Below are 22,185 nucleotides of genomic sequence, written 5' to 3' on the forward strand. Positions count from 1 at the left end.
CGGATACATCCGTCGGCGGGTTTGTCGGCAAGCGGTGGACCACCGGCGACGCACGGCTGACCCTCGGCGCGATCGGGATCGGTCCCGTCCACGCGGCGCGGTCAGCGCCGGCGGCGGCCCCGGTTCTCCTGTTCGTTCAGCTCCTCGACCACCTGGCAGGCGTTCTGCATCGGGTCGAGCCGGTCCGCGTGTATCGCCACGCGTTGCAGGAGTTCCTTGAAGGCCGACTCGTCCCGGCCGAGTACCCGGAGGATCTCGGCCTCGGCGTGGGCCAGGGCGGCCTGCCGGTCCTGCCAGAGCGCCTTCCCGGCCTCGGTGGCGACCACCCGGCGGCTGCGCCGGTCCGCCGGGTCGGGTTGCCGGGAGACCAGTCCGGCGGCCTCCAGGTCGTCGATCAGGTAGGTGAGGACGGTCCGGTCGATGCCGAGCTGGGCGGCCATCGCGCCCTGGTTGGTGGCCAGGTTCTGGCTCGCCGAGGCGACGACCTGGTAGCCCCGGGGGCCGCCCGGCACGTCTTTGACGATCTCCTCCGCCGCGCGGAGGTAGCGCCGCATGATCACCCCGAGCGCCCAGCCGAAGTCGTCCTTGAGCAACTCCGCCGCGATCCGAGCGCCGTCCTCGGAACGGGCGGCGGATGGCGCGGGAGCTGCGGTGTCGGACACATGACCAGCATACCCGTCTGGAAGATCATCGCCCGCTAGATGTTCTGTGAGACAGAAGTATCTGACTAAAGATAATATAAATCACAGTTCTGCTGTACAGCAGTCGGTCTGTGGCTAACTTAGTCGCGGTTACAGAACTTCTTTCGGAGGTAAGAGTGAGCCTGTTCCGACTCGACGCCAGCATCCGCGGCGAGCAGTCCGTCAGCCGGGCCGTCGCCGACACCGCCGAGGCGGCGTGGACCCGTACCCACCCGTCCGGGCTGGTCATCCGGCGCGACCTGGCCGCCTCGCCGGTGCCGGCCGACGCCTGGCCCGCGGCGGTCAGCGCCGGATTCGTCCCGGCCGACCAGCGCACCGAGGCCCAGGCGCAGGCCGCCGCGCTTGCCGCCGGCTACGTCGACGAGCTCGTCGCGGCCGACGCGTACCTGCTCGCCGTGCCGCTCTACAACTACGGCGTGTCCCAGCACGTCAAGTCCTGGATCGATCTGCTGCTCACCGATCCCCGGCTGGCCCCGGGCCAGGAGTCGCCGCTGCGCGGCCGGCCGGCGGCGCTGATCGTCACCCGGGGCGGCGGCTACGGTCCGGGTACCCCCCGGGAGGGCTGGGACCACGCCACCCCGTACTACCGCCGGTTCTTCGAGGACGTGCTGGAGCTGGACCTGCACGTCAGCGAGGTAGAGCTGACCCTGGCCGAGATCACCCCGGCGATGGAGCCGCTGCGGGACCTGGCCCGGCAGAACCTCGAAGCCGGGCACACCTCGGCCGGCAAGCACGGCGAACTGCTGGCCCAGCACGCCCTCGGCAAGGCGGCCTGACCGGCCGCTCCGACCGGTACGCGTCCGGGGCGGCCGCCCGGCACGCCCCGTACGCGCCCGCCGGCCCGCTGCGTAGGCTTGCTGGTCGTGCTGATCCTGCTGCCTCCGTCGGAGGGGAAGACCGCGCCCCGCTCCGGCCGGCCGGTGAATCCGGACGCGCTGACCCAGCCCGCGCTCAACCCCGGGCGGGAACGCGTCCTCGACGCGCTCGTCGCACTCTGCGCCGGGCCGGACCGGGACCGCGCCCGGGAGGTGCTCGGGCTCAGCCCGGGGCAGGACGAGGAGCTGGACCGCAACGCCCGGCTGCGCACCGCGCCGGCCCAGCCGGCGGCCAAGGTCTACACCGGGGTGCTCTACGACGCACTCGGCCTCGGCGCCCTGCCCGGTCCGGCCCGGGCCCGGGCCCGGCGTTCCGTACTCGTCTTCTCCGGGCTCTGGGGGGCGATCCGGATGGACGACCGGATCCCGGCGTACCGCTGCGCGATCGGGGTGAACCTGCCCGGGGTGGGCGGGCTGGCGGCGTACTGGCGCGGGCTGCTCGACCCGGTGCTCACCGAGACGGCCGGCGGCGGGCCCGTGCTCGACCTGCGCTCCAGCGGGTACGCCGCGATGTGGCGGCCCAGCGGCCGGCTGGCCGAGCGCACCGTGACGGTCCGGGTGCTGCACGAGCAGGTGGTCGCCGGGGAGGTCCGGCGGTCCGTGGTGAGCCACTTCAACAAGGCCAGCAAGGGACGGCTGGTCCGCGACCTGCTGCTGGCCGGCGCGGCGCCCCGATCCGCCGGCCGGCTGGTCGAGGCGCTGCGCGACCTGAAGTACACCGTCGAGGAGCAGCCGGTGGTCGCCGGCCGCCCCCGCCAGCTCGACCTGGTGGTCACCGAACTGTGACGCCGGCCGGGGTCGCCGGGCCGGCGTGCCGCCCGCCCGGTCGAGCCGGCGACCGCGCGCCGCATCCGGTGCCGGAACGCTTGTCGGTGACCCGGGGACCGTAGGACGTCATCAGCACCGGCAGGTCGAGCAGCGCACCGATCGTCGTCGGCCAGTCGTCCGGCCGGAACAGCACGGCCGGCCGGGCCCGGTGCAGCACCGCGGTCAGCTCCGCCTGGTGGGCGAGATCCCGCGCCGGCCCGGGGACCAGCCGGAACAGCGGCGCCCCGGCCACCTCGTAACCGGTGCAGACCCGCAGCGCCGGTTCCCGGCCCGGCGCGTCGGCGTGGGTGACGGCCAGCGCGTCGACCCCGCCGCAGACCTGCACGGCGTACCGGTGCGCGACCGCGTCGAAGTGGCCGACCCGGAACGGGCCCTGCCAGCGCCCCGTCCCGTTGTGCGGCTCCGGCAGGCGCAGCGCCGGATCCTCGGTGACGAACGGGCCCGCCCCGTGCCGGGTGGTGTAGGTGCGTACCACGCCGAGCCGCAGCGCCGACTCGTCCGCCTCGGCCAGCAGGGTCGCCGCGTTGTCGAAGGTGGTGGTGGACCACGTGGTGTACGGGTGCCAGCCCCGCCACTCGTCCAGCAGCACCCCCTGGGCACCCTCGAAGACGCACGGCCCGGCGCGGAGCAGCCGACGCCGGGCGGCGATCCCGTCCACCACCGCCACCGCCTCGCCGAACGCCCGGAACGCCGCCAGCACGTCGTCGACCGGCGGCGCGTCGAGCGGACCGAGTTCGTCGGTGAGCCGGTCGCGCAGCCCGGTGAGCCGGCGGCGCAGGCGTACCGGATCGCGCACGTCGGCGACCCGCGGGGCGTCGGGGTGGCGCTGCGCGTACGCCATGGTCTCGCCGACCCCGACCCCGCACGAACCGTGCCGGTCGGCACCGCGTCGCAGCTCCCGGAGGTGGTTCGCGGCGCGGTGCCACGGGGTGGCGAGCAGCGCGTCGCCGTCGACGGTCAGCAGCCCGAACGGGTCCGGCACCCCCGACCGGGCCAGCGCCGCCGCCTCGGCCGCCAGGGCCAGCGGGTCGACCACGACGAACCGCGACAGGTGGGTGGGCACCCCGCGCAGCGTGCCCGAGCCGAACTGGGCGAAGGTGTGGTGCCGCCCGTCCGGCGTCACCACGTTGTGTGCGGCCTGCGCGCCCCCGTTGAACCGGATCACGGCGGTGACCGGCGCCCCGGCGCAGAGCCAGTCCACCGTGGTGCCCTTGCCCGCGTCCCCGTAGCCGAGGTCGACAGCGACGGTGTGGTTCACAGCCGGAGGTTTCCGCCGGTGCCGTCGTCGAGCCCGGTCAGCGCCACCGAACTGCCGACCGGGTCGCGCCGGATCGTCGCCAGCGCCCGGCCGACGCTGGCGCCGACCGTCGAGCCGACGTCGTCGAGATCCCGCAGCCCGGCGTCGAGGTCGATGGACTGCTCGCCGAGCCCGACGGTGAGCGCGATGGTCTCGCAGACCGCGTCGAGGTCGTCGAGTTCCAGGACGTTCTGGCCGAGCAGCTTCCGCCAGGCGTTCAGGGTGCCCGGGTCACCGGCGTAGTTGGATCCGCTCGGCAGGATGTAGTAGACCTCGAAGCTGCGCCGCAGTTCGCGGACGATCTCGGTGACCGCGATCGGCTCGGTGAGCTGGTCCCCGATCACCCGGCGGACCTCCGCCGGCTTGACCCGGTCGTACGGCAGCTCGTCGCCGATCAGGAAGAGATAGCCGGGCCGGCCGCGCTTGCGTACGCTGTCCAGCTCGGTGTGCCGGGCCATGAAGTACATCGCCAGCTCGTACGACTCGGTCTGCTGGCCGCCACCGCCGCCTTCGAGGACGATGTTGGCGAGCTGGTCGTCCATCCGGTTGTCCGACTCGAACTGGCCGATCTGCAACGGCACCCGGTCACAGGTGGCGTCGCCGACCGCCCCGAACAGGATCTGCGGGTCCCGGGCGTAGCCCTTGCGCAGCAGCAGTCCCAGCAGTTGCGGCAGCTTCGCCTGGAGCACCCGGGGCACGTCGCGCATCGAGCCGGTGACGTCGAAGAGTACGGCGATCGGGGTGGAGTGCGGGTGCTCGGCGCTGTCCCGGCTCTCCCGGGCGGTCACCTTGTAGGGGCTGAGGTCGGGATGCGCGGTACGGGCACCGCCGTCGCTGTAGGCGAACGGGCTCGCCCCGGTGGCCGCGCGGTAGCTCGCGGCGGCCGAGTACACGTCGGTTGACCAGCGTCCACTGCCCATGGTGTTTCCCTTCGGTCGGGCCTGAGGGATCAGGCCGGCATGGCGAACGGTCGGAATCGGCGGGGGCCGTAGAGGTCGTGCAGCAGGTCGTCGAGTTCGGCGAGCAGCCGCCAGGCGTCGTCGGGGCGCATCGTCGGCCGCTCCAGGCGGCAGCCGTCGGCGAACCGGCGCAGCGCGGTCGGCAGGCGCGGGCCGATCAGCCGGGCCATCAACTCGGCGGCGGCGTAGAGGTCGGTGGCCGGGGTGGCGGGGCGGCGGCCGGGCACCTCCGGCGGATAGCTGTCGCGGTGCCGGGCGACGAGCGCGGGTATCCGCTGGCCAGGCGGGACCGAGTAGCACCAGTCGACCAGGGCGAGGCCGTGTTCGGCGGAGTGGATCAGCACGTGCTCGGGGAGCACCGCGCCGTGCACCAGGCCGGCCCGGTGTGCCCAGCCGAGCCCGACCAGCAGCCGGCGCCACATCCAGGCGGCGTCGCGCGGGTCGACTCCGTCCGGGTACCGGCGGGCCACCTCGGCGAGGCTGACGAACCCGTCGAGCCGTTCCAGCACCGGTCCGGTGCGCCGGACCCCGGTCGCCGGGTCGTCGTGCGTGACGGTGTCCAGCAGGCGTGGCGCGTAGGCCCGGAACCGGTGTTCGCCGCAGCGGGCGAGCCGGTCGAGGGCGTCGATCTCGGCCCGGGCCAGATCGCCGTCGGCCGGGTCGCGGGGCAGTTTCAGCAGGCCGCGCAGGGATCCGTCGGTGACCTCGCGCAGGGTGCCGACATCGCCGCTGGCGAACTCGGCGCCGACGGACCAGCGGTGCCGCCGGGTCCGGATGACCGCGCTGGTCGCGGCCCAGAGCGTGGCGAGCCGGGCCAGGGCCGCCGTCGCGGTAGCGGTGCGACCGGCCGGTGCGACGTCGGGGTGCAGGATCTTGACCAACCGGCGGTACGTCGTCGCGCCGTCGACGAATATCTCGGCCGGGGTACGCGTCCGTTCCACCAGGGCGACCGCCTCGTCGAAGGTCATCGTGCTCTCCCCTTCCGGTCGGCTTTCGGCGCTGCTCCGCCGGCCCGGTCGGGTCCGCCGGTAGCGCCCGTCGCGGCACGACGGTCCCGCCCCGGGGGGCCCGCTCCTCGCTCCCGAACCGTCGGGCCGGTTCACCGGACCTGCTCCTCGCGGGTCGGCCGGAGCAGGGCCGGATGCAGCAGGGTGGCGTCGCCCGCCCGGTAGAGCCGGGCCCTCGGCCCGCCCCGCTCGCCGCCCCGGCTGGTCGTCCCGCCGGTGCTCTCCACGAAACCGGGCACCGAGAGCACCTTGCGGTGGAAGTTGCCGGGATGGAGTTGCTCGCCCCAGACGGCGGCGTAGACGGCGCGCAGCTCCCCGATGGTGAACTCCGGCCCGAGGAACGCCGTGCCCAGCGGGGTGTACTCCAGCTTGGCGCGGGCCCGTTCCAGGCCGTCGGCGAGCACGATGTCGTGGTCGAAGGCGAGGTCCCGGACCTCGTCGACGGGTAGCCACGCGGCGCTGGCGGCGTCGCCGCCGGCCCGGGGATCCGGCAGGCTCGGCGCGAATCCGAGGTACGCCACGGACATCACCCGCATCCGTGGGTCCCGCCCCGGGTCACCATAGGTGCGCAACTGTTCAAGATGGACCCGGGCCAGTGCCGCCTGGCCCGGGCGCAGCCCGGTCTCCTCGGCCAGCTCGCGGCGGGCCGCCTCGGCCAGCGTCTCGTCCCGGACGAAACCGCCCGGCAGGGCCAACCGTCCCCGGAATGGATGTTCGGCCCGCTCCACCAGCAGTACGTGCAGCGCACCGTCCCGGATGGTCAGCACCACGATGTCGACGGTGACCGCGACCGGCGGGAACGCCGTCGGGTCGTACCCGGCCAGGAAGGTGGACTCCGGGCGCATCGGCGCGACCTCCGTTGTTCTCAACTTGAGTCTTACTCACTTGGAGGTGAACCTACCGCGCAGCGGTCGCCCGTTCAACCCCTCGGACCCACTGTGTCCGGACACGACTCGCGTACCGCCACCGCATGGTGACCGTCCATGAGAAGCCGCCGGGAAGCCCCTTTCCTGCCGGCCCTTCGCGCGGGCACCCGGTCGCTCGGCGGGCTAGGATCGGCTCGCCGCTCGCAGCCCTCGATCCCGTTTCCGGGAGTGCCCGTGACCGACCAGGACTCCGTGCCGTCCGGTATCGACCCCACGCAGATGAGTCACGCCCGCGCGTACGACTACGTACTCGGCGGCAAGGACAACTTCGCGGTGGACCGGGAGGCGGCCAGGCAGGTCATCGCGCTCGCCCCGGACCTGCCCGCCCTCGGAAAGGCCCAGCGGCGGTTCCTGCTCCGGGTAACCCAGATGTGCGCCGACGCCGGCATCACGCAGTTCCTCGACATCGGCGCCGGCATCCCCACCGCACCGAACGTGCACGAGACCGCCCGGGCCATCACCCCGGACGCCCGGGTGGTCTACGTGGACAGCGACCCGACCGTCTTCATCCACAACCGGGCCCTGCTGGCCAGCGACGAGAACGTGGTCTCGATCCAGGCCGACGTCCGCCGGCCGGACGAACTCCTCAAAGATCCGCAGGTGCAGCGGCTGATCAACTTCGACGAGCCGATACTGCTGCTCTTCATCGGCGTGTTCCACCTGGTCACCGACGCCGAGGATCCGGCGGCGCTGATCGCGCGGTTCCGCGAGCGGATGGCCCGGGCAGCTACATCTGCATCTCCCAGTTCTGCGTCGACGGCAGCGACCCGGCAGCCAGGGCGATCTCGGTGAACTCCCCCGCGCCGATGACGTTCCGGCACCGGGACGACATCGAACGGTTCTTCGACGGCTTCGAACTGCTCTCGCCCGGCGTCGTCGACGTGCAGGAGTGGTGGCCGGACGAAAAGGCTCCGCCGACCATGCTCAAGGTCGCCGCCGGAGTCGCCCGGAAGCGGTAGCCCCGGCAACGGCTCCGCGCCGGCCGCCGTCCGGCGGCGCGCCGCCCGCACCGGTCAGCCTCGCAGCCGCGCGAGGTCGGCCAGTACCTCCAGCATCGCGGTCACCGCCGGGGCACGGAATTCCGGTCTGGCCGTCACCGCGTAGAGCCGGCGGGTCGGCAGCACCGGGGTGGTCGGGCGCAACACCACGTCACGGCGTACCGCCACGGCGGCCAGGGTCGGCATCAGCATCACGCCGACACCGGCCGCGACCAGCGCCTGCTTGCCGCTCCAGTCGTCGCACCAGAACCCGATCCGGGGTGCGGCGCCGAGCGCCTGGGCCAGCGGGGCCACCGGCCCGAGACAGTCGGGATGTGCCCCGTCGATCCAGGTCTCGCCGCACAGCTCCGCCAGCCGGACCCGGCGGCGCCGGGCCAGCCGGTGCTGGGCCGGCAGGACCACCTGGAGTTCCTCGTCGAGCAGGGGCACCAACTCGACACCCTCGACGTTCATCATGGGCAGGTCGGCACCGACCGGGGCGTCCCGGGCCGCCTGCGGCTCGTCGTACAGGTGCCAGTCGGTCACCAGGGCCAGGTCGATCCGCCCGTCGCGTACCGACGGCAGCAGCGCCGGCTGGTCCGGTTGCCGGAGACTGAGGGTCACGCCCGGATGGAGCTGACCGAACCGGCGGACCGCCTCGGGCACGAAGTGCGTGTTGACGCTCGGAAAGGCGGCCAGCCGGAGCTCGCCCGACTCCAGCTCGGCGAAGGAGGCCAGCCGGGCCTCCAGGTCCCGTAGCCGGGTGAGGCTGTCCCGGGCGAGTTCGATCGCGACCGCACCGGCCGGGGTCGGCCGGACACCACGGACGTCCCGGCTGAACAGCCGTACCCCGAGCCGCCGCTCCAGGCCCGCGACCTGGCGGGATACGGCGGGCTGGGTCAGCGAGAGCGCCGTGGCCGCCGCCGAGAACGACCCGCGCTCGCCCACCGCGACGAGCACCTGCAACGACCAGGGATCGAGCATGCGTCGAGCTTATGGCAGACCCAACCAACCCGCAGTTGTCCGCATGGCCCACCCCGGTCGACGCTTGACCGGTGAGTCCAATCAGCACAGCCCGGGCGTACGACCCGGACGCCGGCACCGGCGACGTCACCGCCGCCCGGATCGCCGACCAGTTGGCCTTCCTCTCCGGCTGGCTGCCCCCACCGCCGGCCCGGATCCTCGACGCCGGCTGCGGGCGGGGCGACCTCGCCCGCGCCCTCGGCCGGGCCGGCTACGCCGTGCTGGGCGTCGACGTCGATCCGGTGGCCGTCAGCGCGGCCGCCACGCAGGGTGTCGCGGCGCTCGTGGCAGACCTGGCCGACTACCGGGACGAGCACCCCTTCGACGTGGTGCTCTGTTCGCTCTCCCTGCACCACATGGCGGACCTCGCCGGCGCCGTCCGGCGGGCGTGGTCGCTGCTGCGGCCGGGCGGGACCCTGGTGGTCGACGAGTTCGCCTGGGAACGGGCGGACGCCGCCACCGCCGGCTGGTACCACGACCTCGCGGCAGTGCTCGGCGCCGCCGGACGGCTCGGTCCGGATCCCGACGCCGGGCCGGTCGAGGCGCCACACGGGCACTGGGTCGAGCGGCACCGGGACGCGTACCACCTGCACCCGGGAGTGGCGGTCAGCACCGAGATCGCCACACTCTTCGACATCCAGCAGACCGTGCGGGTGCCGTACCTGCACCGCTATCTCGCCGACCGGCTCGACGACGACGCCGACGGGCTGGCGCTGTTCACGACACTCCGACAGATCGAGCGGTTGCGGGTGGCCGACGGCGGCCTCGCCCCGGTCGGCCTGCGGCTGCTCGCCCGGGCCCGTCCGGAAGGGAACTGAGATGCGTATCGTCAACACCGACCAGGCCGAGGCGTGGAACGGGCCCGAGGGCGTCAACTGGGCCGCACGGAGCGAGCGGGACGACCCGGTGAACGGCGCGCTCACCGAGGCGCTGCTCACCGCCGCCGCGATCGGGCCGGACGACCGGGTACTCGACATCGGCTGCGGTACCGGCGAGACGAGCCGACTGGGCGCCCGGCTGGCCGCCCGGGGCCGGGTACTCGGCGTCGACCTCTCCGCGCCGATGCTCGACCACGCCCGGGCCGCCGCGGCCTCGGCCGGGCTGCGCAACATCGAGTTCGCGCAGGGCGACGTGCAGGTGCATCCGTTTCCGGCCGGTGGATTCGACGTGGCGATCAGCCAGTTCGGCATCATGTTCTTCGCCGACCCGGTGGCGGCGTTCGGCAACGTCCGCGACGCGCTCCGGCCGGGCGGACGGCTCGCCTTCGTCTGCCCCCGCGACATGGCCGACAACGCGTGGTACGTGGCACCGATGTCCGCGCTGCACGGCCGGCGGAACTCCGGGCGGCTGCCCGACTCGGCGATGTTCTCGCTGGCCGATCCCGCCCGGCTGACGGAGGTGCTGGACCGGGCCGGCTTCACCGACGTACGGCCCCGGCCGGTCGACGCCCCGATGGCGTTCGGGGCCGACGCGGGCGAGGCGGCGGAGGGATTCCTCGGCTCGGGACCGGTACTGGCGGTCCTGCAGTCCGCGAACGGGCCGAGCGTCGAGACGGCCCGGGAGATCCTGGTCGAGGTGCTGCGCCGGTACGAGGGACCAGACGGAGTACGCATCCCCGGCGCGCACTGGCTGGTCACCGCCCGCCGACCGTAGCCGGGATCCCGGCACACACCCACCGCTCGCCCGCTGTGGCGTGACACCACGGACCCGGGCCGAGGCGAGACGGCGCGGGCCAGGCCCGCTGCCGGGCCTTCCACTCCGGCTCCCGATGCCACATGCTGGATCCATGGGTGAGGTGCGGCCGATGCCGAGCGTTGGTGATCTGTTCATCGACACCCGTGGCGGCGACCGGACGATGCGGGTCAGCTACCACGGTGACCGGGGCACCGTGGTGGTGTCGCTGTGGATCGGCACGGTGTGCCGGGGATCATTCCGGATGGCGACCGACGACGTGAGCAGGTTGATCGGGACGCTCAACGAGATCAGCCTGTCCGCCGCCCCGACCGTGCCGATCGTGACGGCCTCGCCCGGCTCGCCGCCGGACGCCACCGGCACGGCGACCGCTGGCCCGGCGACCAGCGCGACTGCCGGCGCCGCCAATCCGCCGGTCGACCAGACCGGCGACATCTCCGACCTCGCCCGGATCGTCGCCGCGCCGACCCTCCGGGTCGCCTGAGGTCATGGGCAACCAGGTCGTCTGCGACATCTCGATCGTCGTCGACGGTTAGGGTGGCCGCCGCTACTGGCTGTTCGACTGCGCCATTGGAGCGGTGGCCGGCGGCATCGCCCTGGCGCGTCGGCGCCACCGGCTCTGGGCCGCGGTCGCCGGCCTCACCGTCGCGACCGTCGCCATCCTGGTCGCCTGGTCCGCCGGACTGCCCACCGAGCCCGGCCCCGCCATGGCCCTCGCGCTGTCCGTGCTGGTGGCTTCCGCCGCGTCGGGCTCGGTTAGGGACGGAGGGCCCGGACGAGCGGACCCGCCCGGCGCCGGCCGGCGAGCCGGTCGAGCAGTGGTGCCATCGGTACGAGCACGTCGACACCGTCGACCCGGAGCCGGTGGCGCACCGCGTCGACGGCCATGTCGCGGAGCGAATCGACCGGGTCGTCGAGCCGCAGCAGCAGGTACGGCAGCACGAACGGCTCCTCGCTGGCGACCAGCCGGCGCAGCCCCGCCTCGCGCAGCCGCGCAGGCCGGTCGAGTGTCAGCAGCGCCGCGACCCCGCTCGGGTACCGGTCGGAGTCCTCGACCAACCGGTCGGTGCCGGCGCCGAGCAACGGTTCGAGTGAGTGGTGTCGACGCCGGTAGCTCTCCGCCAGGGACAGCACCGAGTACGGCGCGGCGGCCCGGAGCACTCCGTTGAGCAGGACCGCCGCTCCGGCCGGGTCCTCGGGCCACCGGCGCAGCAGCTCCGTCACCCGGCTGTCCAACCGGTCGGCGTTCCACCGCTGCGCCCAGTCACCGCGCCCCTGCCGCATCCGGCCACCGTAGCCGGCCCCCGTCACGGCCGACCGGCCGGCGGATTCCGGGTTTGCCCGGGAGACGTCCGGGTAGCCCGTCGGGATACCCGAGGAGAGGTCGGCGGTTTGAGGATCGCGAAGTACCTGCACTCGTGCCTGCTCGTCGAGCAGGACGGGGTACGGCTGCTGATCGATCCCGGCCGGTTCAGCTTCGCCGAGGGCCGGGTGGATCCGGCCGACTTCGGCCGGCTCGACGCCGTCGCCCTCACCCACCACCATCCGGACCACGCCGACCCGGCGGCGCTGGTCGAGATCGTCCGGCGGACCGGGGCGCGCCTGCTCGGCAACCAGGAGACCGCCGAGGCGCTGCGCGCGGACGGGCTCGACGTGACGGTACTCGCCGAGGGCGCGCACGACGTCCGCGCGCTGCGGCTCGACGCCGTTCCCGCCGACCACGAGCCGGTACTCGACGACCGCACCCCGCGCAACACCGCCTACCTGGTCGGCGGGCGGCTGCTGCACTGTGGTGACTCGCTGCATCCGGGGCTGCTGGCGTACCGGGGTGTCGCGGTGGCGGCGGTACCCGTGATGGCGCCGTTCCTGACCGAGCGGGCGGTGGCCGGCTTCGTCGCCCAACTCCAGCCCGGGGCGGTCCTGCCGGTGCACGACGGCCACGCCCGGGACTTCTTCCTCCGGCAGCGTTACGACACCTTCCGCCGGTACGTCGAGCGGCTCGGCATCACGTTCCACGCCCTGGCCGAGCCGGGAGCCGCCGTCACGGTCTGACCGGTGCGGCGGGGCACCGCTCAGGCCTGCGGCGTCCGCTCACGGCCCCGGTGACCGCCGAGTCAAGCGACGGTCCGCCCCTGTCGAGAGGCGAGCGGCCGGAACTACTCAGTCCGTTCATCCAACCATTGATGAATGCATATCAGATCGATAGAAACTGAGCTACCTGAATTCAGTCAACGGGCTGTCACTTAACGCGCACGAACCACATTCACCTCACTCCATACTCCGTCTGCGTGCATCGGGGTCGTAACCCCGTTCCACGCCCCGACGGAGGAGGAATCAATGAAGCGTGCAAGGTCAGCCTGGACCGGCACCACGGTTGTCTCGGTAACGGCGCTGGCACTCGTACTCGCGGCCGGGGTACCGGCGGGAGCCGTCGATGGCAACCTGCCGGGCGGCACCAGCATCTCGGTCACCATCGACACCCCGACCGACGGGGCGGTGCTGCCCCCGGGTCCGGTGGCCGTGACCGGCACGGCGGCGGTCGGCACCGGGCAACCGGTGGCCAACACCGCGGTCGTCTACGTGCTGGACGTCTCCGGCAGCACCGACGCGGGCGCCAACAGTTGCGGGCGGATCATCGACTGTGAGATAGCCGCCGCCCGGAACCTCAACAACAGGATCGTGACCGATCCCGCCATCGCCGGCACCGTCGGCAGCGTCGGTGCGGTGGTCTTCGGGTCGACGGCGGTGGCCGCCGATGTCGTGCCGGGCGGTACCCCCGACGACCTCACCACCGGCCCGGACAGCGACCTCGGCGGTACCGGGCCGGACGCGGGCGACCGGGACATCGAGGAGGTAATGGCCTCGGCCTTCTCCAACGCCGCCGGCAACGGCGGGGTCGACGACTTCACCCACCGCGAGGTCGAGGGCGCGACCGACTTCGCCGACGCGGTGACCCGGGCCCGGGCGGTGGCCGAGGCGGCGGACGAGGACCGCAAGATCGTGGTCTTCCTCTCCGACGGCGTAGCCACCGACGGCGCGGACGGCGGCGTAGCGGCCGCGCTGGTCGGTACCCCGGAGGAGGTCGACATCTACACCTTCGCGGTCGGCTCCGGCTCCTCCTGCACTGACGACGGTGAGGGGCGCGGCAGCCTCCAACAGATCACCGCCGCGACCGTGCCGGGCGGGCAGTGCGTCGAGGTACCCACCCAGGATCTACCGGACTTCCTGCCCGGCATCATCACCTCCGAACTCAGCTCGCTGGCGCTGAGCACCACCGGGCCCGGTGGCCCCTACACCCCGATCGGCAACGCCGACATCCAGCCCGACCTGCCGCAGGCCCCCGGGCCGAAGAACGTCACCTACAGCACCAGCACCCCGGCGCTGCCCGCCGGTACGCACGAGATCTGCGTACGGGCCTTCGGCAGTGACGGCGGCGGCCCCGGCTTCGTCACCGACTGCACCACGGTCGTGATCAACGCCCCGCCGGTGGTCGAGGCGGGCGGCCCGTACTCCGGGCAGGAGGGCACCCCGGTCGGCATCGCCGGCGACGTGACCGATCCGGACGGCCCACCGGCCACCCTGGACTGGGACGTCAGCGGTGGCGGCGAGCCGGGGGCGACCTGCGCGTTCGGTAACCAGGCCGCGCTGACCACGACGGTGACCTGCACCGACAACGGGGTCTACACGCTCACCCTGACCGCCGACGACGGGGTCAACCCGCCGGTGGAGGCCACCGCCACGCTGACCCTGACCAACGTCGCACCGGCGGTCAGCATCTCCGCCCCGGCCGACGGGGCGCTCTTCACCCGGGGCACCCCGGTCAGCTTCACCGCGCCGTTCACCGACATCGGCACCAACGACACGCACACCTGCTCGGTCGACTTCGACGACGGCAGCCCGCTCGCCGCCGGCACGGTCAACGAGGCCGGCGGAGCCGGCACCTGCACGATCAGCCACGCGTTCACCGCGCTCGGGCCGCACAACGTGCTGGTCCGGGTGACCGACGACGACGGCGGTTCGGCCACCGCCGTGGTACGGGTGGTCATCTACCTGCCCGGCGGCGCCTTCGCGCTACAGGCGACCGGACTGCTGTTGACCGTCCCCCGGACGCCCGACGTCACCTGCCCGCCCGATGACGCGCAGACCTCGGTGGCGGTCAACGCGCCGCCGCTGTTGACGACCGGGGTACTCAACGCCAGTTGCACGCTCGACCCCGACACCGGTACGACCACGGCCCGGGCGACCGTCGCCGGCGCCAACCTGCTCGGCGGTCTGGTCAACCTCTCCACCATCGAGAGCACCAGCGTGGCCGGACCGGACGGCATCACCCGGACCTCCCGGGTGGTCGGCACGATCAACGGTGCCGCCGTCGGCACCAGTAGCCCGGTGACGATCGGCATCCCCGGGGTCGCCGTCGTCTACCTCAACGAGTCCACCACCAACCCCAACGGGCAGCTCGTGCAGACCGCCGTCCGGGTCCAGGTGCTCGGACTGCTCGGACTGCCGAGTGAGGAGATCGTCCTCAGCCGGAGCTACCTGGGCTGACGACCGGCACGGTGTCGGGGTACCGGAGCAGGCCCGCTCCGGTACCCCGACGCCGTCGCCCCGGCCGCGAATGGTCATTCCATTGCGGAATTCCGCAACGGATCCGAGAATTGATCTCTATCTCGTCGGAAAACCGCTATCGTCTGTCTCCACGACCCTGTATGTGTACGTCAAGCTGCGTATTTCCGATTGCCGGCTGATGTGTCAGCCTATCGGAGACGCGGGGGCGGAGAGGGCGATGACCAACGGGGTGGAATTCGGGCTGCTTGGGCCCATCGACGTACGGGTGGCGGGCCGGCCGGTACCGGTTCGATCGCCGAAGTGCCGGGCGCTGCTGGCGACGCTGCTACTGGAACCGGGCCGGCTCGTCTCGGTCGGACGGCTGACCGAGGCGATCTGGAGCACCCGGCAGCCGGACAACCCCCGGCGGGCCGCACAGTTGTACGTCACCCGGCTGCGCGCCCTGCTCGACGAGGCGGGCTCGCCGCCGCTGATCGCCACCGGCTCCGACGGCTACCTGATCGAGGTCGGCACCGATCTGGTGGACCTCGGGCGGTTCCGGCGCTGGGTGCTGGCGGCCGACCGGGCCGCCGGGCGGTCCGATCTGGACGGCGAGTCGACCGCGCTGCATGCCGCACTGCGGCAGTGGCGTGGTGACCCGCTCTCCGACGTACCGTCCGACCTGCTGCACCGGGAGAGCGTTCCCGGCCTGCGTGAACAGCGACTCCGTACGCTGGAGCGGCGGATCGACGTGGACCTGCGGCTCGGCCGGCACGCCGAGCTCGTCGAGGAGTTGCGCGGGCTGACCGCCCAGGATCCGCTGCGCGAGCGGCTCTGGCTGCAACTGGTCACCGCCCTGCACCGCAGCGGGCGCCGGGCGGAGGCACTGGACGCCTATCACGAGGGTTGCCGGCACCTGGCCGAGGAACTCGGACTCGACCCGGGCGAGGAGTTCCAGCGGCTGCACGCCCAGGTGCTTGGCGGCACCCCGACGGCATCCACCGAGGCGGTGGGGCTGCCGCCGGTACCCCGGCAACTGCCGCCGGAGGTCTCCGGCTTCGCCGGCCGGGACACCGAGGTGGCCCGGTTGAACACCCTGCTCGACAGCCGCGACCTCCGCCCCGGTGGCGCACCCGGCGTCCTGGTCCTGAACGGTACGGCCGGGGTCGGCAAGACCGCGCTGGCGCTGCACTGGTCCCGGCGGGTCGCGGAGCACTTCCCCGACGGCCAGCTCTGGGTGAACCTGCGCGGCTACGACGACCGCGCCAGGGTGACCCCGGAGCACGCGTTGACGCTGTTCCTCCGTGCGCTCGGGCTGCCCGCCGCAGAGATCCCCGCCGACCTCGACGGGCAGACCGGGCTGTACCGGTCCCTGATGGACGGTCGCCGGATGCTGGTCGTACTCGACAACGCGGGCGACGCCGAGCAGGTCCGGCCGCTGCTGCCCGGCGGGACCGGGTGCTTCGTGCTGGTCACCAGCCGAAGCGAGCTCTCCGCGCTGGTGGTGACCGAGGGAGCCCGGACGGTCCGGCTGGACCCGTTCACCGCGTACCAGGCCCGGCAGATGCTCGGCTCGCGGCTCGGTCGGCGGCGGATCGACACCGAACCCGGGGCGGTGGACCGGATCGTCGACGCGTGCGGCCGGCTGCCACTGGCCCTGGCCATCGTCGCCGCCCGGGCCGTCGCCCGCCCCGCCTTTGCGCTGGCCGAACTGGACCGGCAACTTGCCGACAGCGAGGGCGGGCTGGACAGGTTCGCCAGCCCGGACACGGCCGTCGACGTTCGGGCGGTCTTCTCCTGGTCGTACCGGACCCTCAGCGCGCCGGCCGCCCGGCTCTTCCGGCGGCTCGGCCTACATCCGACCCCGGAGCTGTCCGCCCCGGCCGCGGCGACCCTGGTCCGGGCCGAGGCGACGCGGATCCGGGCGCTGATCGACGAACTCGCCGCCGCGCACCTGGTCAGCGAGCACACCCCGGGCCGGTTCGTGGTGCACGACCTGCTGCACACCTACGCCGCCGAACTCACCGCCGAGCAGGACACCCCACGGGTGCGGACCGCCAGCCAACGCCGGCTGGTCGACTGGTTGACCCGCAGCGCCCTGCACGCCCGACCGCTGCTCCAGCCGAGCGAGTCCGAGGTGAGGGTACCGGGACCGCCCCGGGACGTCACACCGATGACCTTCTCCGGTGAGCGGCAGGCCCGGCAGTGGTACGAGACCGAGCGGCACAACCTGATCACCGCGGTGGAACTGGCACTGGCCCAAGGCTTCGACGACCTCTGCTGGCGCCTCGCCTACGCCGGCTGGGTCCACCTGCACCTGACCCGTGCCTGGGGTGACCTGATCCGCACCCATCGGGCCGGACTCTGCGCGGCCGAGCGCACGGGTGACCCGATCGGCCAGGCGCACATGCTCAGTGGGATCGGCACCGCCTACCGGTCGACCCGGCAGACCGCGCTGGCGGTGCAGACGCACCGGCAGGCCCTGGAGATCTTCCGGGAGATGGACGACCCGGCGGGCATCGCGACGGTGCTGAGCAACCTCGGCGCCGCGTACCGGGACGCCGGTGAGCACCACCGCTCGCTGCGGTGCAGCCGGCAGGCGTACGCGCTGGAACGGGCGCACGGCGAGACCGGGAACATGTCGATCTCGCTTTACCAGATCGCGCTGACCCTGACCGTCGCCGGCCGGCCCGCCGAGGCGGTACCGGTGATCACGGAATCCCTGGAGATCTTCCGGTCGCTCGGCCACCGTCGGGGCGAGGCCCGCGCGTTGCAGGCCGCCGCGACCGCACACAGCCAACTGGGCCGGCACGGCGCGGCGATCGACCACTACCGGCGGGCGGCCGAGATCTACCAGGACCTCGACGACCGCTGGTACCAGGCGGCCACCCTGCATCGGCTCGGCGACGCGCTGCGGACGGCCGGGCGCCGCGGGGACGGCCGGGCGGTCTGGCAGCAGGCCCTCGCCGTCTACGAGGAACTCGGCGCGCCGGACGCCGGGGTACTGCGCGCCAAGCTCCGGGACTGACCGCACCGCCGAGCCCGGAGGTCGCGCACTGGCCGGAAGGACTCCGGGGGTCGGCGACGAGTAGCTCCGGCGCCGCCAGGCCGGCCGCCCCAGGGAGCACTACGGTCAGTTCCGGCCGGATTACCGGCGGGCCGGGCCGCAAGGGTGGGCCGGCCCGGAACCCCCGACTGGCCCACCCGTCAACTGTCCTGATCGGATGGTCAGGCCGCTCCGGCGGGCCGTCCGTCGCCGCTCGGCTCGTCGGTGCCGGACGGCTCCGCTGCGGTGGTGGTGGCCGCCGGGCTGGCGGGCTCGCTGGTCTCCGCCACCGGCTCCGCGGACTCCACCGGCTCCGCGGGCTTCACCGGCTCGGCGTCCGCCGGTGCGCCCTCCGCCGCCGGCTCGTCGCCCGGCTCGGTGGCCGACGCCTCGGTCGACTCCTCGTCCTGGTCCCCTTCTTCGTCTTCTTCCTCGTCCTCTTCTTCGTCGTCCCCGTCGTCGGCGCTGGCGGCGGCGGTGGCAGCGGTGGGATCCGTCCAGGAGAACTCGATCTCGACGGAGATCTCCGCACCGTCGCGCTCGATCTCCAGCTCACACTCGACCTGGTCGGTGACGGTGACCGCACCGGCCGCGCCGTAGAAGATCTTTCCCTCCGAATCGAGCTGGTGGGCCAACTGGCGCAGCCAGCCCGCCAGGTCCGCCCGCGACACCGAACGCTCGTCCTCGTAGATTTCCATGGCCGCCATGCTCGCACTCCACACAGGACCAGCCGCGCCTGGGTCCGATGGGCGGACGGCTACGGCGCCGGTTCGAGACGGAGGAACGACACCCCGGGCATCGGCAGCGGAAAGTCCACGTCGCAGCCGCCGTCGACCACCCGCACCACCTGCTCCGGCCGGTACTCGTCCAGGGTGTCCCGGGCGCGCAGCAGCTCCCACTGTTCGCCGGTCGGCCAGTCGCCGCCGTCGAGGTCCTGCCAGACCCGGCGGATGTTGGAGTGCTCCTGGTCGACCCGCCAGTGGCGTACCCGGTAGCTGCCGGCGTCCAGCCCACGCAGCTCGACCCGGACGTCGCGGTCCAACCGCCGGTCCCCACCGGCCTTGGACTGGTCGAGCGTGCCGTTCCAGGCCAGGACCGTCACCGTGCCGTCGTCGTCCCGGGCCGCCCACGCCTCGACCAGACTCTCCGCCCCGTCCCCGGTCAGCGTGGCCGGCAACTCGTGCTCGCCGAGCCGGTCGGCCAGGGCCAGCGCCCAGAACCGGGGCTTGCGCAGGTTGCCGACGGTCAGCAGGCCGAAGCCGCCGTGGAAGAGCCGGGGCGGGCGGCCCAGTTCCTCGAAGTGGTCGGAGGCGACCCAGTGGGCCAGCGCGTCCACCCGGTTGGCCGCCGAACGCATGCCGCGCAGCAGGAAGGTGGCGGCGAAGACCTCGTCGCCGACCGGGTTGAAGTGGGTCGGCGTCACCCCCCACTCGGTCCACAGGATGCCCAGGTCCGGCCGGCCGTGCCGGGCGCAGAGCGGGCGGAGGTCCAGCGGCGGGGCGCCGTAGGTGTGCGTGGAGACGAAGTCGATCGGGGCACCGGAGGCGTCGACGTGGTCGAGCAGCTCCCCCACCCAGCCGGCGGCGGCCGAGGCCGGGCCGCCGACCGTGAGCCCCGGATCGACGCCCCGGACCGCCCGGACGGTCACCTCGTAGAGCCGCAGGAACTCGGCCCGGGTACCGGACCAGAAGACCTCCAGGTTCGCCTCGTTCCACACCTCGAACGGCCAGTGCCGCACCTCCGCCCGGCCGTACCGGTCGATCAGGTGGCTGACCAGGGCACGGATCAGCTCGGCCCAGCGCTGCCAGTCCCGGGGCGGGGACACGACCGCCCCGTACGCGAAGACGGTCTTCGACGGGTCGCTGGCGAGATCCCGGGGCATGAACGACAGCTCGACCACGGGACGCAGGCCGAGACTCAGCAGCCTGTCGTAGACCGCGTCCACCCCGCTGAAGTCGTGCACCGGCTCGCCGTCGACCTCCCGGTACACGCCGAGGTCGTCGCCGAGGATGGCATGCGCCCGTACGCTGCCGACGCCCAGTTCGGTACGCATGATCCGCAGCGCCTCGGCGAACTCCGTCCCGATCGGCCGCCCGCCGGTCGTCTCCGTGCTGAGCAGGTGGCTCAGGTGCTCGGAGCCGACCATGGGGCGCCATGGGCGGTGCACCGGCCGGGTCGGGCCGGACGCCTCGACCATCACCCGCACCAGCGGTTCCGCTCGGGCGACGGCCGGACGCTCCCCACCCGCGCCCGGAGCGGTCTCGGGCAGCGCCGCCACCCGGACCGGCTCCGACAGCACCCCGGGCTGGTCGACGTCGCGCAGTGCCGCCACGGCGTACTCGTAGGGGCGGCCGGGCTCCCCGGTGGTGTCCGCGTACGGCGGATGCGGCACCGCCAGCACGTCGCCGCCGTGATGGTCCAGCGGCACGGGCGGCGCGTCCCCGGTCGACCGGTACACCTGGTAGCCGATCGCCTCCGGCACCGGCGTCCAGTCGAGGGTGACCTGTCCCCGGCCCGACCTCGCCACCAGGGCGGTCGGGGCGTCGAGGGTGAGCGGTCCGTCGTCGGCGGCACCGGTCCGGCGCCGCCCGATCCGCCCCTCCCAGTCCGCCCGGGCCCGCTCCGCGTTCTCGGTGCTGGTCGTCTGTTCGCTCATCCTCGCGCGATCCTCCGTCTGGCTGTTCTGCTCGATCTGGGATTACTGCCGGGCCGGCACGGAGAACTCCTCCAGCCGCATCACCGGCCGCAGCAGCCGCTCCGCCCCGCCCCGGGTGAACTGCCGGCGGAGCACGTCGTCGCCGAGCAGGTTGCCCAGCGCGCCCAGCACCATGCCCTGGTCGAGCGCGAGATACCGCTTGGCGACGGTGCCGCTGCGCACCGCCACCGAGTCGTAGTAGCCGCCGGGGCCGTAGATGTCGAAGTCCCGGCGCAGCTTCGCCAGTTCGGTCTGCGCCTCGGCCGGCGCGTACTGGAGGGCCAGGAAGACCGCGTGCGGGGTGACCACCCCGTCGCCGTACGCCGCCGGTTCCGGCTGGGCGGGACGGTCGGGGCAGCCCTCGAACCCGTAGTCGACGCTGGTCCGCTCCTGGTCACTGGGGTAGCCGGGGGTGTCCAGCCCCATCGCGTCCACGCCGTACTCGCGGTATCCGCCGGCCGGGTCGGAGGCGGGCGAGAAGCCCCAGTGGCCGTACTTCGCGTCGTGCAGGCCGTGCGCGATCTGGCCGCGTACGTACACCGGGTGGTTGCGGGCCCAACTGTCCGGCCCCCACCGGGTCTCCGGCACGAAGATGTCCGGCATGAACGCCTCGAACATGTCCCCGCCCCAGGACGGTACGAACTGGAGACCCCGGTAGCGGTAGGCGCCCTCGAAGACCCGCACCCCGGCGTACTCCCGCCAGCCGCCGACCGGTTTCATCTCCTGCCAGGACCAGTCGCAGGTGTCGGGGAAGGTCCGCCACGGGCCGAAGTAGTGCGCCGGGGGCACCTGACCACGGGCGATCGCGACGTAGCTGATCATGCGGGTCTCGCTGTTGAAGGCACCGTAGGTGTGGCAGGTGTAGTGCACGTCCGGCCCCCGGCCCCGGTAGTTGCCCGGCAGCGAGCAGCCGGGCGGCGGCTCGACCCAGAAGCCGCCCCGCATCAGCCCGACCGGCACGTCGGCGCCGAGCGCCTGCCGGTCGTAGTAGAAGCCGAAGTCCATCGCGTTCAGCACCGGGTCGGCCTTGCGGCGCAGTTGCGGCAGCGCGTTGTGCACGATCATCAGCGCGGTCGCCAGCCAGGCGTTGTCCACACTGGAGGCGAACGGGTGGACCGGCGTGCCGTCGACCGGCCAGGTACGCAGCAGTTCCAGGGTCGCCGGGTCGTACCAGTTGAAGAACATGCCGGAGTCGGCGTGCCGGTCGAGCCGGGCCAGCGAGTCCAGGGCGGCGCCGACCCGCCCGACCAGCTCCCGCTCGCCGATCAGCCTCAGCTCGCGCGCCACCAGCGCCGACCAGAGGTACGCGCCGATGTTGGTCGGCGAGGTGTACTTCGCCCGGCTGCCGGTGACGAGGTCGCCGTCGATGTTGTCAGCCGGCAGTCCGGTACCCGGGTCGGTCATCGCCACCATGGAGCGCCAGGTGTCGGCCGCCCAGCGGAGCGCGGCCGCCCGGTCGACGGCCCCGGCCGGAGACCCGGCCGGCACGGCCGACTCCGTCGGTGCGGCGGGCGCGGCCGTGGCGGCGCCCGCCGGCAGGGTCAGGGCGAGGGTGAGGGTCGCCGCCAGGGCGACCCGGAGGGGACGGATCATGGGGGTTACCTCCGGAGGTAC

Annotated in this window: 18 protein-coding genes and 1 pseudogene; 9 read left to right on the plus strand and 10 right to left on the minus strand. The window is 73.2% G+C overall.

Annotated elements, in window-relative coordinates; translation table 11 throughout:
* Positions 1–101: 101 nt before the first annotated feature.
* Entirely contained in the window at positions 102–662 is a 561-nt protein-coding gene (locus tag AAH979_RS09615) for a MarR family transcriptional regulator (RefSeq protein ID WP_346257711.1), read from the minus strand.
* A 155-nt stretch (positions 663–817) separates the two neighbouring features.
* On the opposite strand from AAH979_RS09615, the gene AAH979_RS09620 reads away from it, so the two are divergent.
* Positions 818–1,477 carry an NAD(P)H-dependent oxidoreductase gene (locus AAH979_RS09620; RefSeq protein WP_346257712.1) on the plus strand — a complete coding sequence of 220 codons (660 nt, stop codon included), beginning with the start codon at positions 818–820 and terminating at the stop codon, positions 1,475–1,477.
* Positions 1,478–1,564: 87 nt separating this feature from the next.
* A complete protein-coding gene (gene yaaA, locus AAH979_RS09625; protein ID WP_346257713.1) occupies positions 1,565–2,362 on the plus strand; it encodes a peroxide stress protein YaaA in 798 nt (265 codons plus the stop codon).
* On the opposite strand, the gene AAH979_RS09630 is transcribed toward yaaA, so the two are convergent.
* The 4 genes from AAH979_RS09630 to AAH979_RS09645 all read right to left on the minus strand — a co-directional run bounded on the left by AAH979_RS09630 (position 2,349) and on the right by AAH979_RS09645 (position 6,512).
* Positions 2,349–3,662 (minus strand): adenylosuccinate synthetase, encoded by a 1,314-nt coding sequence (locus AAH979_RS09630; protein ID WP_346257714.1) that lies wholly within the window; start codon positions 3,660–3,662, stop codon positions 2,349–2,351. The two genes, yaaA and AAH979_RS09630, sit on opposite strands and share 14 nt — an antisense overlap.
* On the minus strand, positions 3,659–4,621 hold the full coding sequence (locus AAH979_RS09635) for a hypothetical protein (RefSeq protein WP_346257715.1): 963 nt from the start codon (positions 4,619–4,621) through the stop codon (positions 3,659–3,661). The genes AAH979_RS09630 and AAH979_RS09635 overlap by 4 nt, the downstream gene beginning before the upstream one ends.
* Positions 4,622–4,650: 29 nt before the next feature.
* The gene (locus AAH979_RS09640; RefSeq protein WP_346257716.1) at positions 4,651–5,628 is read right to left on the minus strand and encodes a molecular chaperone DnaJ; all 978 of its coding nucleotides are present in this window, start codon (positions 5,626–5,628) and stop codon (positions 4,651–4,653) included.
* A gap of 131 nt (positions 5,629–5,759) precedes the next feature.
* Entirely contained in the window at positions 5,760–6,512 is a 753-nt protein-coding gene (locus tag AAH979_RS09645; RefSeq protein ID WP_346257717.1) for an NUDIX domain-containing protein, read from the minus strand.
* Positions 6,513–6,812: 300 nt separating this feature from the next.
* Between AAH979_RS09645 and AAH979_RS09650 the strand changes: the two are divergent.
* A pseudogene (locus AAH979_RS09650) lies at positions 6,813–7,552 on the plus strand (SAM-dependent methyltransferase).
* A 54-nt stretch (positions 7,553–7,606) separates the two neighbouring features.
* Here the strand turns inward: AAH979_RS09650 and AAH979_RS09655 are convergent.
* Positions 7,607–8,554, minus strand: a complete 948-nt coding sequence (locus tag AAH979_RS09655; RefSeq protein WP_346257718.1) for a LysR family transcriptional regulator — start codon at positions 8,552–8,554, stop codon at positions 7,607–7,609.
* A gap of 71 nt (positions 8,555–8,625) precedes the next feature.
* Between AAH979_RS09655 and AAH979_RS09660 the strand changes: the two genes are divergently transcribed.
* The 3 genes from AAH979_RS09660 to AAH979_RS09670 all read left to right on the plus strand — a co-directional run bounded on the left by AAH979_RS09660 (position 8,626) and on the right by AAH979_RS09670 (position 10,769).
* On the plus strand, positions 8,626–9,411 hold the full coding sequence (locus tag AAH979_RS09660) for a class I SAM-dependent methyltransferase (RefSeq protein ID WP_346257719.1): 786 nt from the start codon (positions 8,626–8,628) through the stop codon (positions 9,409–9,411).
* Position 9,412: 1 nt separating this feature from the next.
* Entirely contained in the window at positions 9,413–10,246 is an 834-nt protein-coding gene (locus AAH979_RS09665) for a methyltransferase domain-containing protein (protein WP_346257720.1), read from the plus strand.
* 151 nt (positions 10,247–10,397) lie between these two features.
* Positions 10,398–10,769, plus strand: a complete 372-nt coding sequence (locus AAH979_RS09670) for a hypothetical protein (RefSeq protein WP_346257721.1) — start codon at positions 10,398–10,400, stop codon at positions 10,767–10,769.
* A gap of 272 nt (positions 10,770–11,041) precedes the next feature.
* Here the strand turns inward: AAH979_RS09670 and AAH979_RS09675 are convergent, their stop codons facing one another.
* Positions 11,042–11,569, minus strand: coding sequence for a hypothetical protein (locus AAH979_RS09675; RefSeq protein ID WP_346257722.1), 528 nt, complete (start codon positions 11,567–11,569; stop codon positions 11,042–11,044).
* A 108-nt stretch (positions 11,570–11,677) separates the two neighbouring features.
* Between AAH979_RS09675 and AAH979_RS09680 the strand changes: the two genes are divergently transcribed.
* The 3 genes from AAH979_RS09680 (at position 11,678) to AAH979_RS09690 (ending at position 17,858) form a co-directional block, all read left to right on the plus strand.
* Positions 11,678–12,337, plus strand: a complete 660-nt coding sequence (locus AAH979_RS09680) for an MBL fold metallo-hydrolase (RefSeq protein ID WP_346257723.1) — start codon at positions 11,678–11,680, stop codon at positions 12,335–12,337.
* A 285-nt stretch (positions 12,338–12,622) separates the two neighbouring features.
* Positions 12,623–14,830, plus strand: coding sequence for a choice-of-anchor P family protein (locus AAH979_RS09685; RefSeq protein ID WP_346257724.1), 2,208 nt, complete (start codon positions 12,623–12,625; stop codon positions 14,828–14,830).
* 238 nt (positions 14,831–15,068) lie between these two features.
* Positions 15,069–17,858 carry a BTAD domain-containing putative transcriptional regulator gene (locus AAH979_RS09690; protein ID WP_346257725.1) on the plus strand — a complete coding sequence of 930 codons (2,790 nt, stop codon included), beginning with the start codon at positions 15,069–15,071 and terminating at the stop codon, positions 17,856–17,858.
* A 200-nt stretch (positions 17,859–18,058) separates the two neighbouring features.
* On the opposite strand, the gene AAH979_RS09695 is transcribed toward AAH979_RS09690, so the two are convergent.
* From AAH979_RS09695 to AAH979_RS09705, 3 genes are read right to left on the minus strand one after another with little or no spacing between them, the layout of a single operon-like run.
* Positions 18,059–18,574 (minus strand): amphi-Trp domain-containing protein, encoded by a 516-nt coding sequence (locus AAH979_RS09695; RefSeq protein ID WP_346257726.1) that lies wholly within the window; start codon positions 18,572–18,574, stop codon positions 18,059–18,061.
* 59 nt (positions 18,575–18,633) lie between these two features.
* Positions 18,634–20,532, minus strand: a complete 1,899-nt coding sequence (locus AAH979_RS09700; protein WP_346257727.1) for a xylan 1,4-beta-xylosidase — start codon at positions 20,530–20,532, stop codon at positions 18,634–18,636.
* Positions 20,533–20,574: 42 nt separating this feature from the next.
* On the minus strand, positions 20,575–22,164 hold the full coding sequence (locus AAH979_RS09705) for a glucoamylase family protein (protein WP_346257728.1): 1,590 nt from the start codon (positions 22,162–22,164) through the stop codon (positions 20,575–20,577).
* Between the last annotated feature and the right edge of the window lie 21 nt (positions 22,165–22,185).

It is taken from the genome of Plantactinospora sp. ZYX-F-223 (assembly GCF_039649625.1).
Lineage (GTDB): Bacteria > Actinomycetota > Actinomycetes > Mycobacteriales > Micromonosporaceae > Plantactinospora.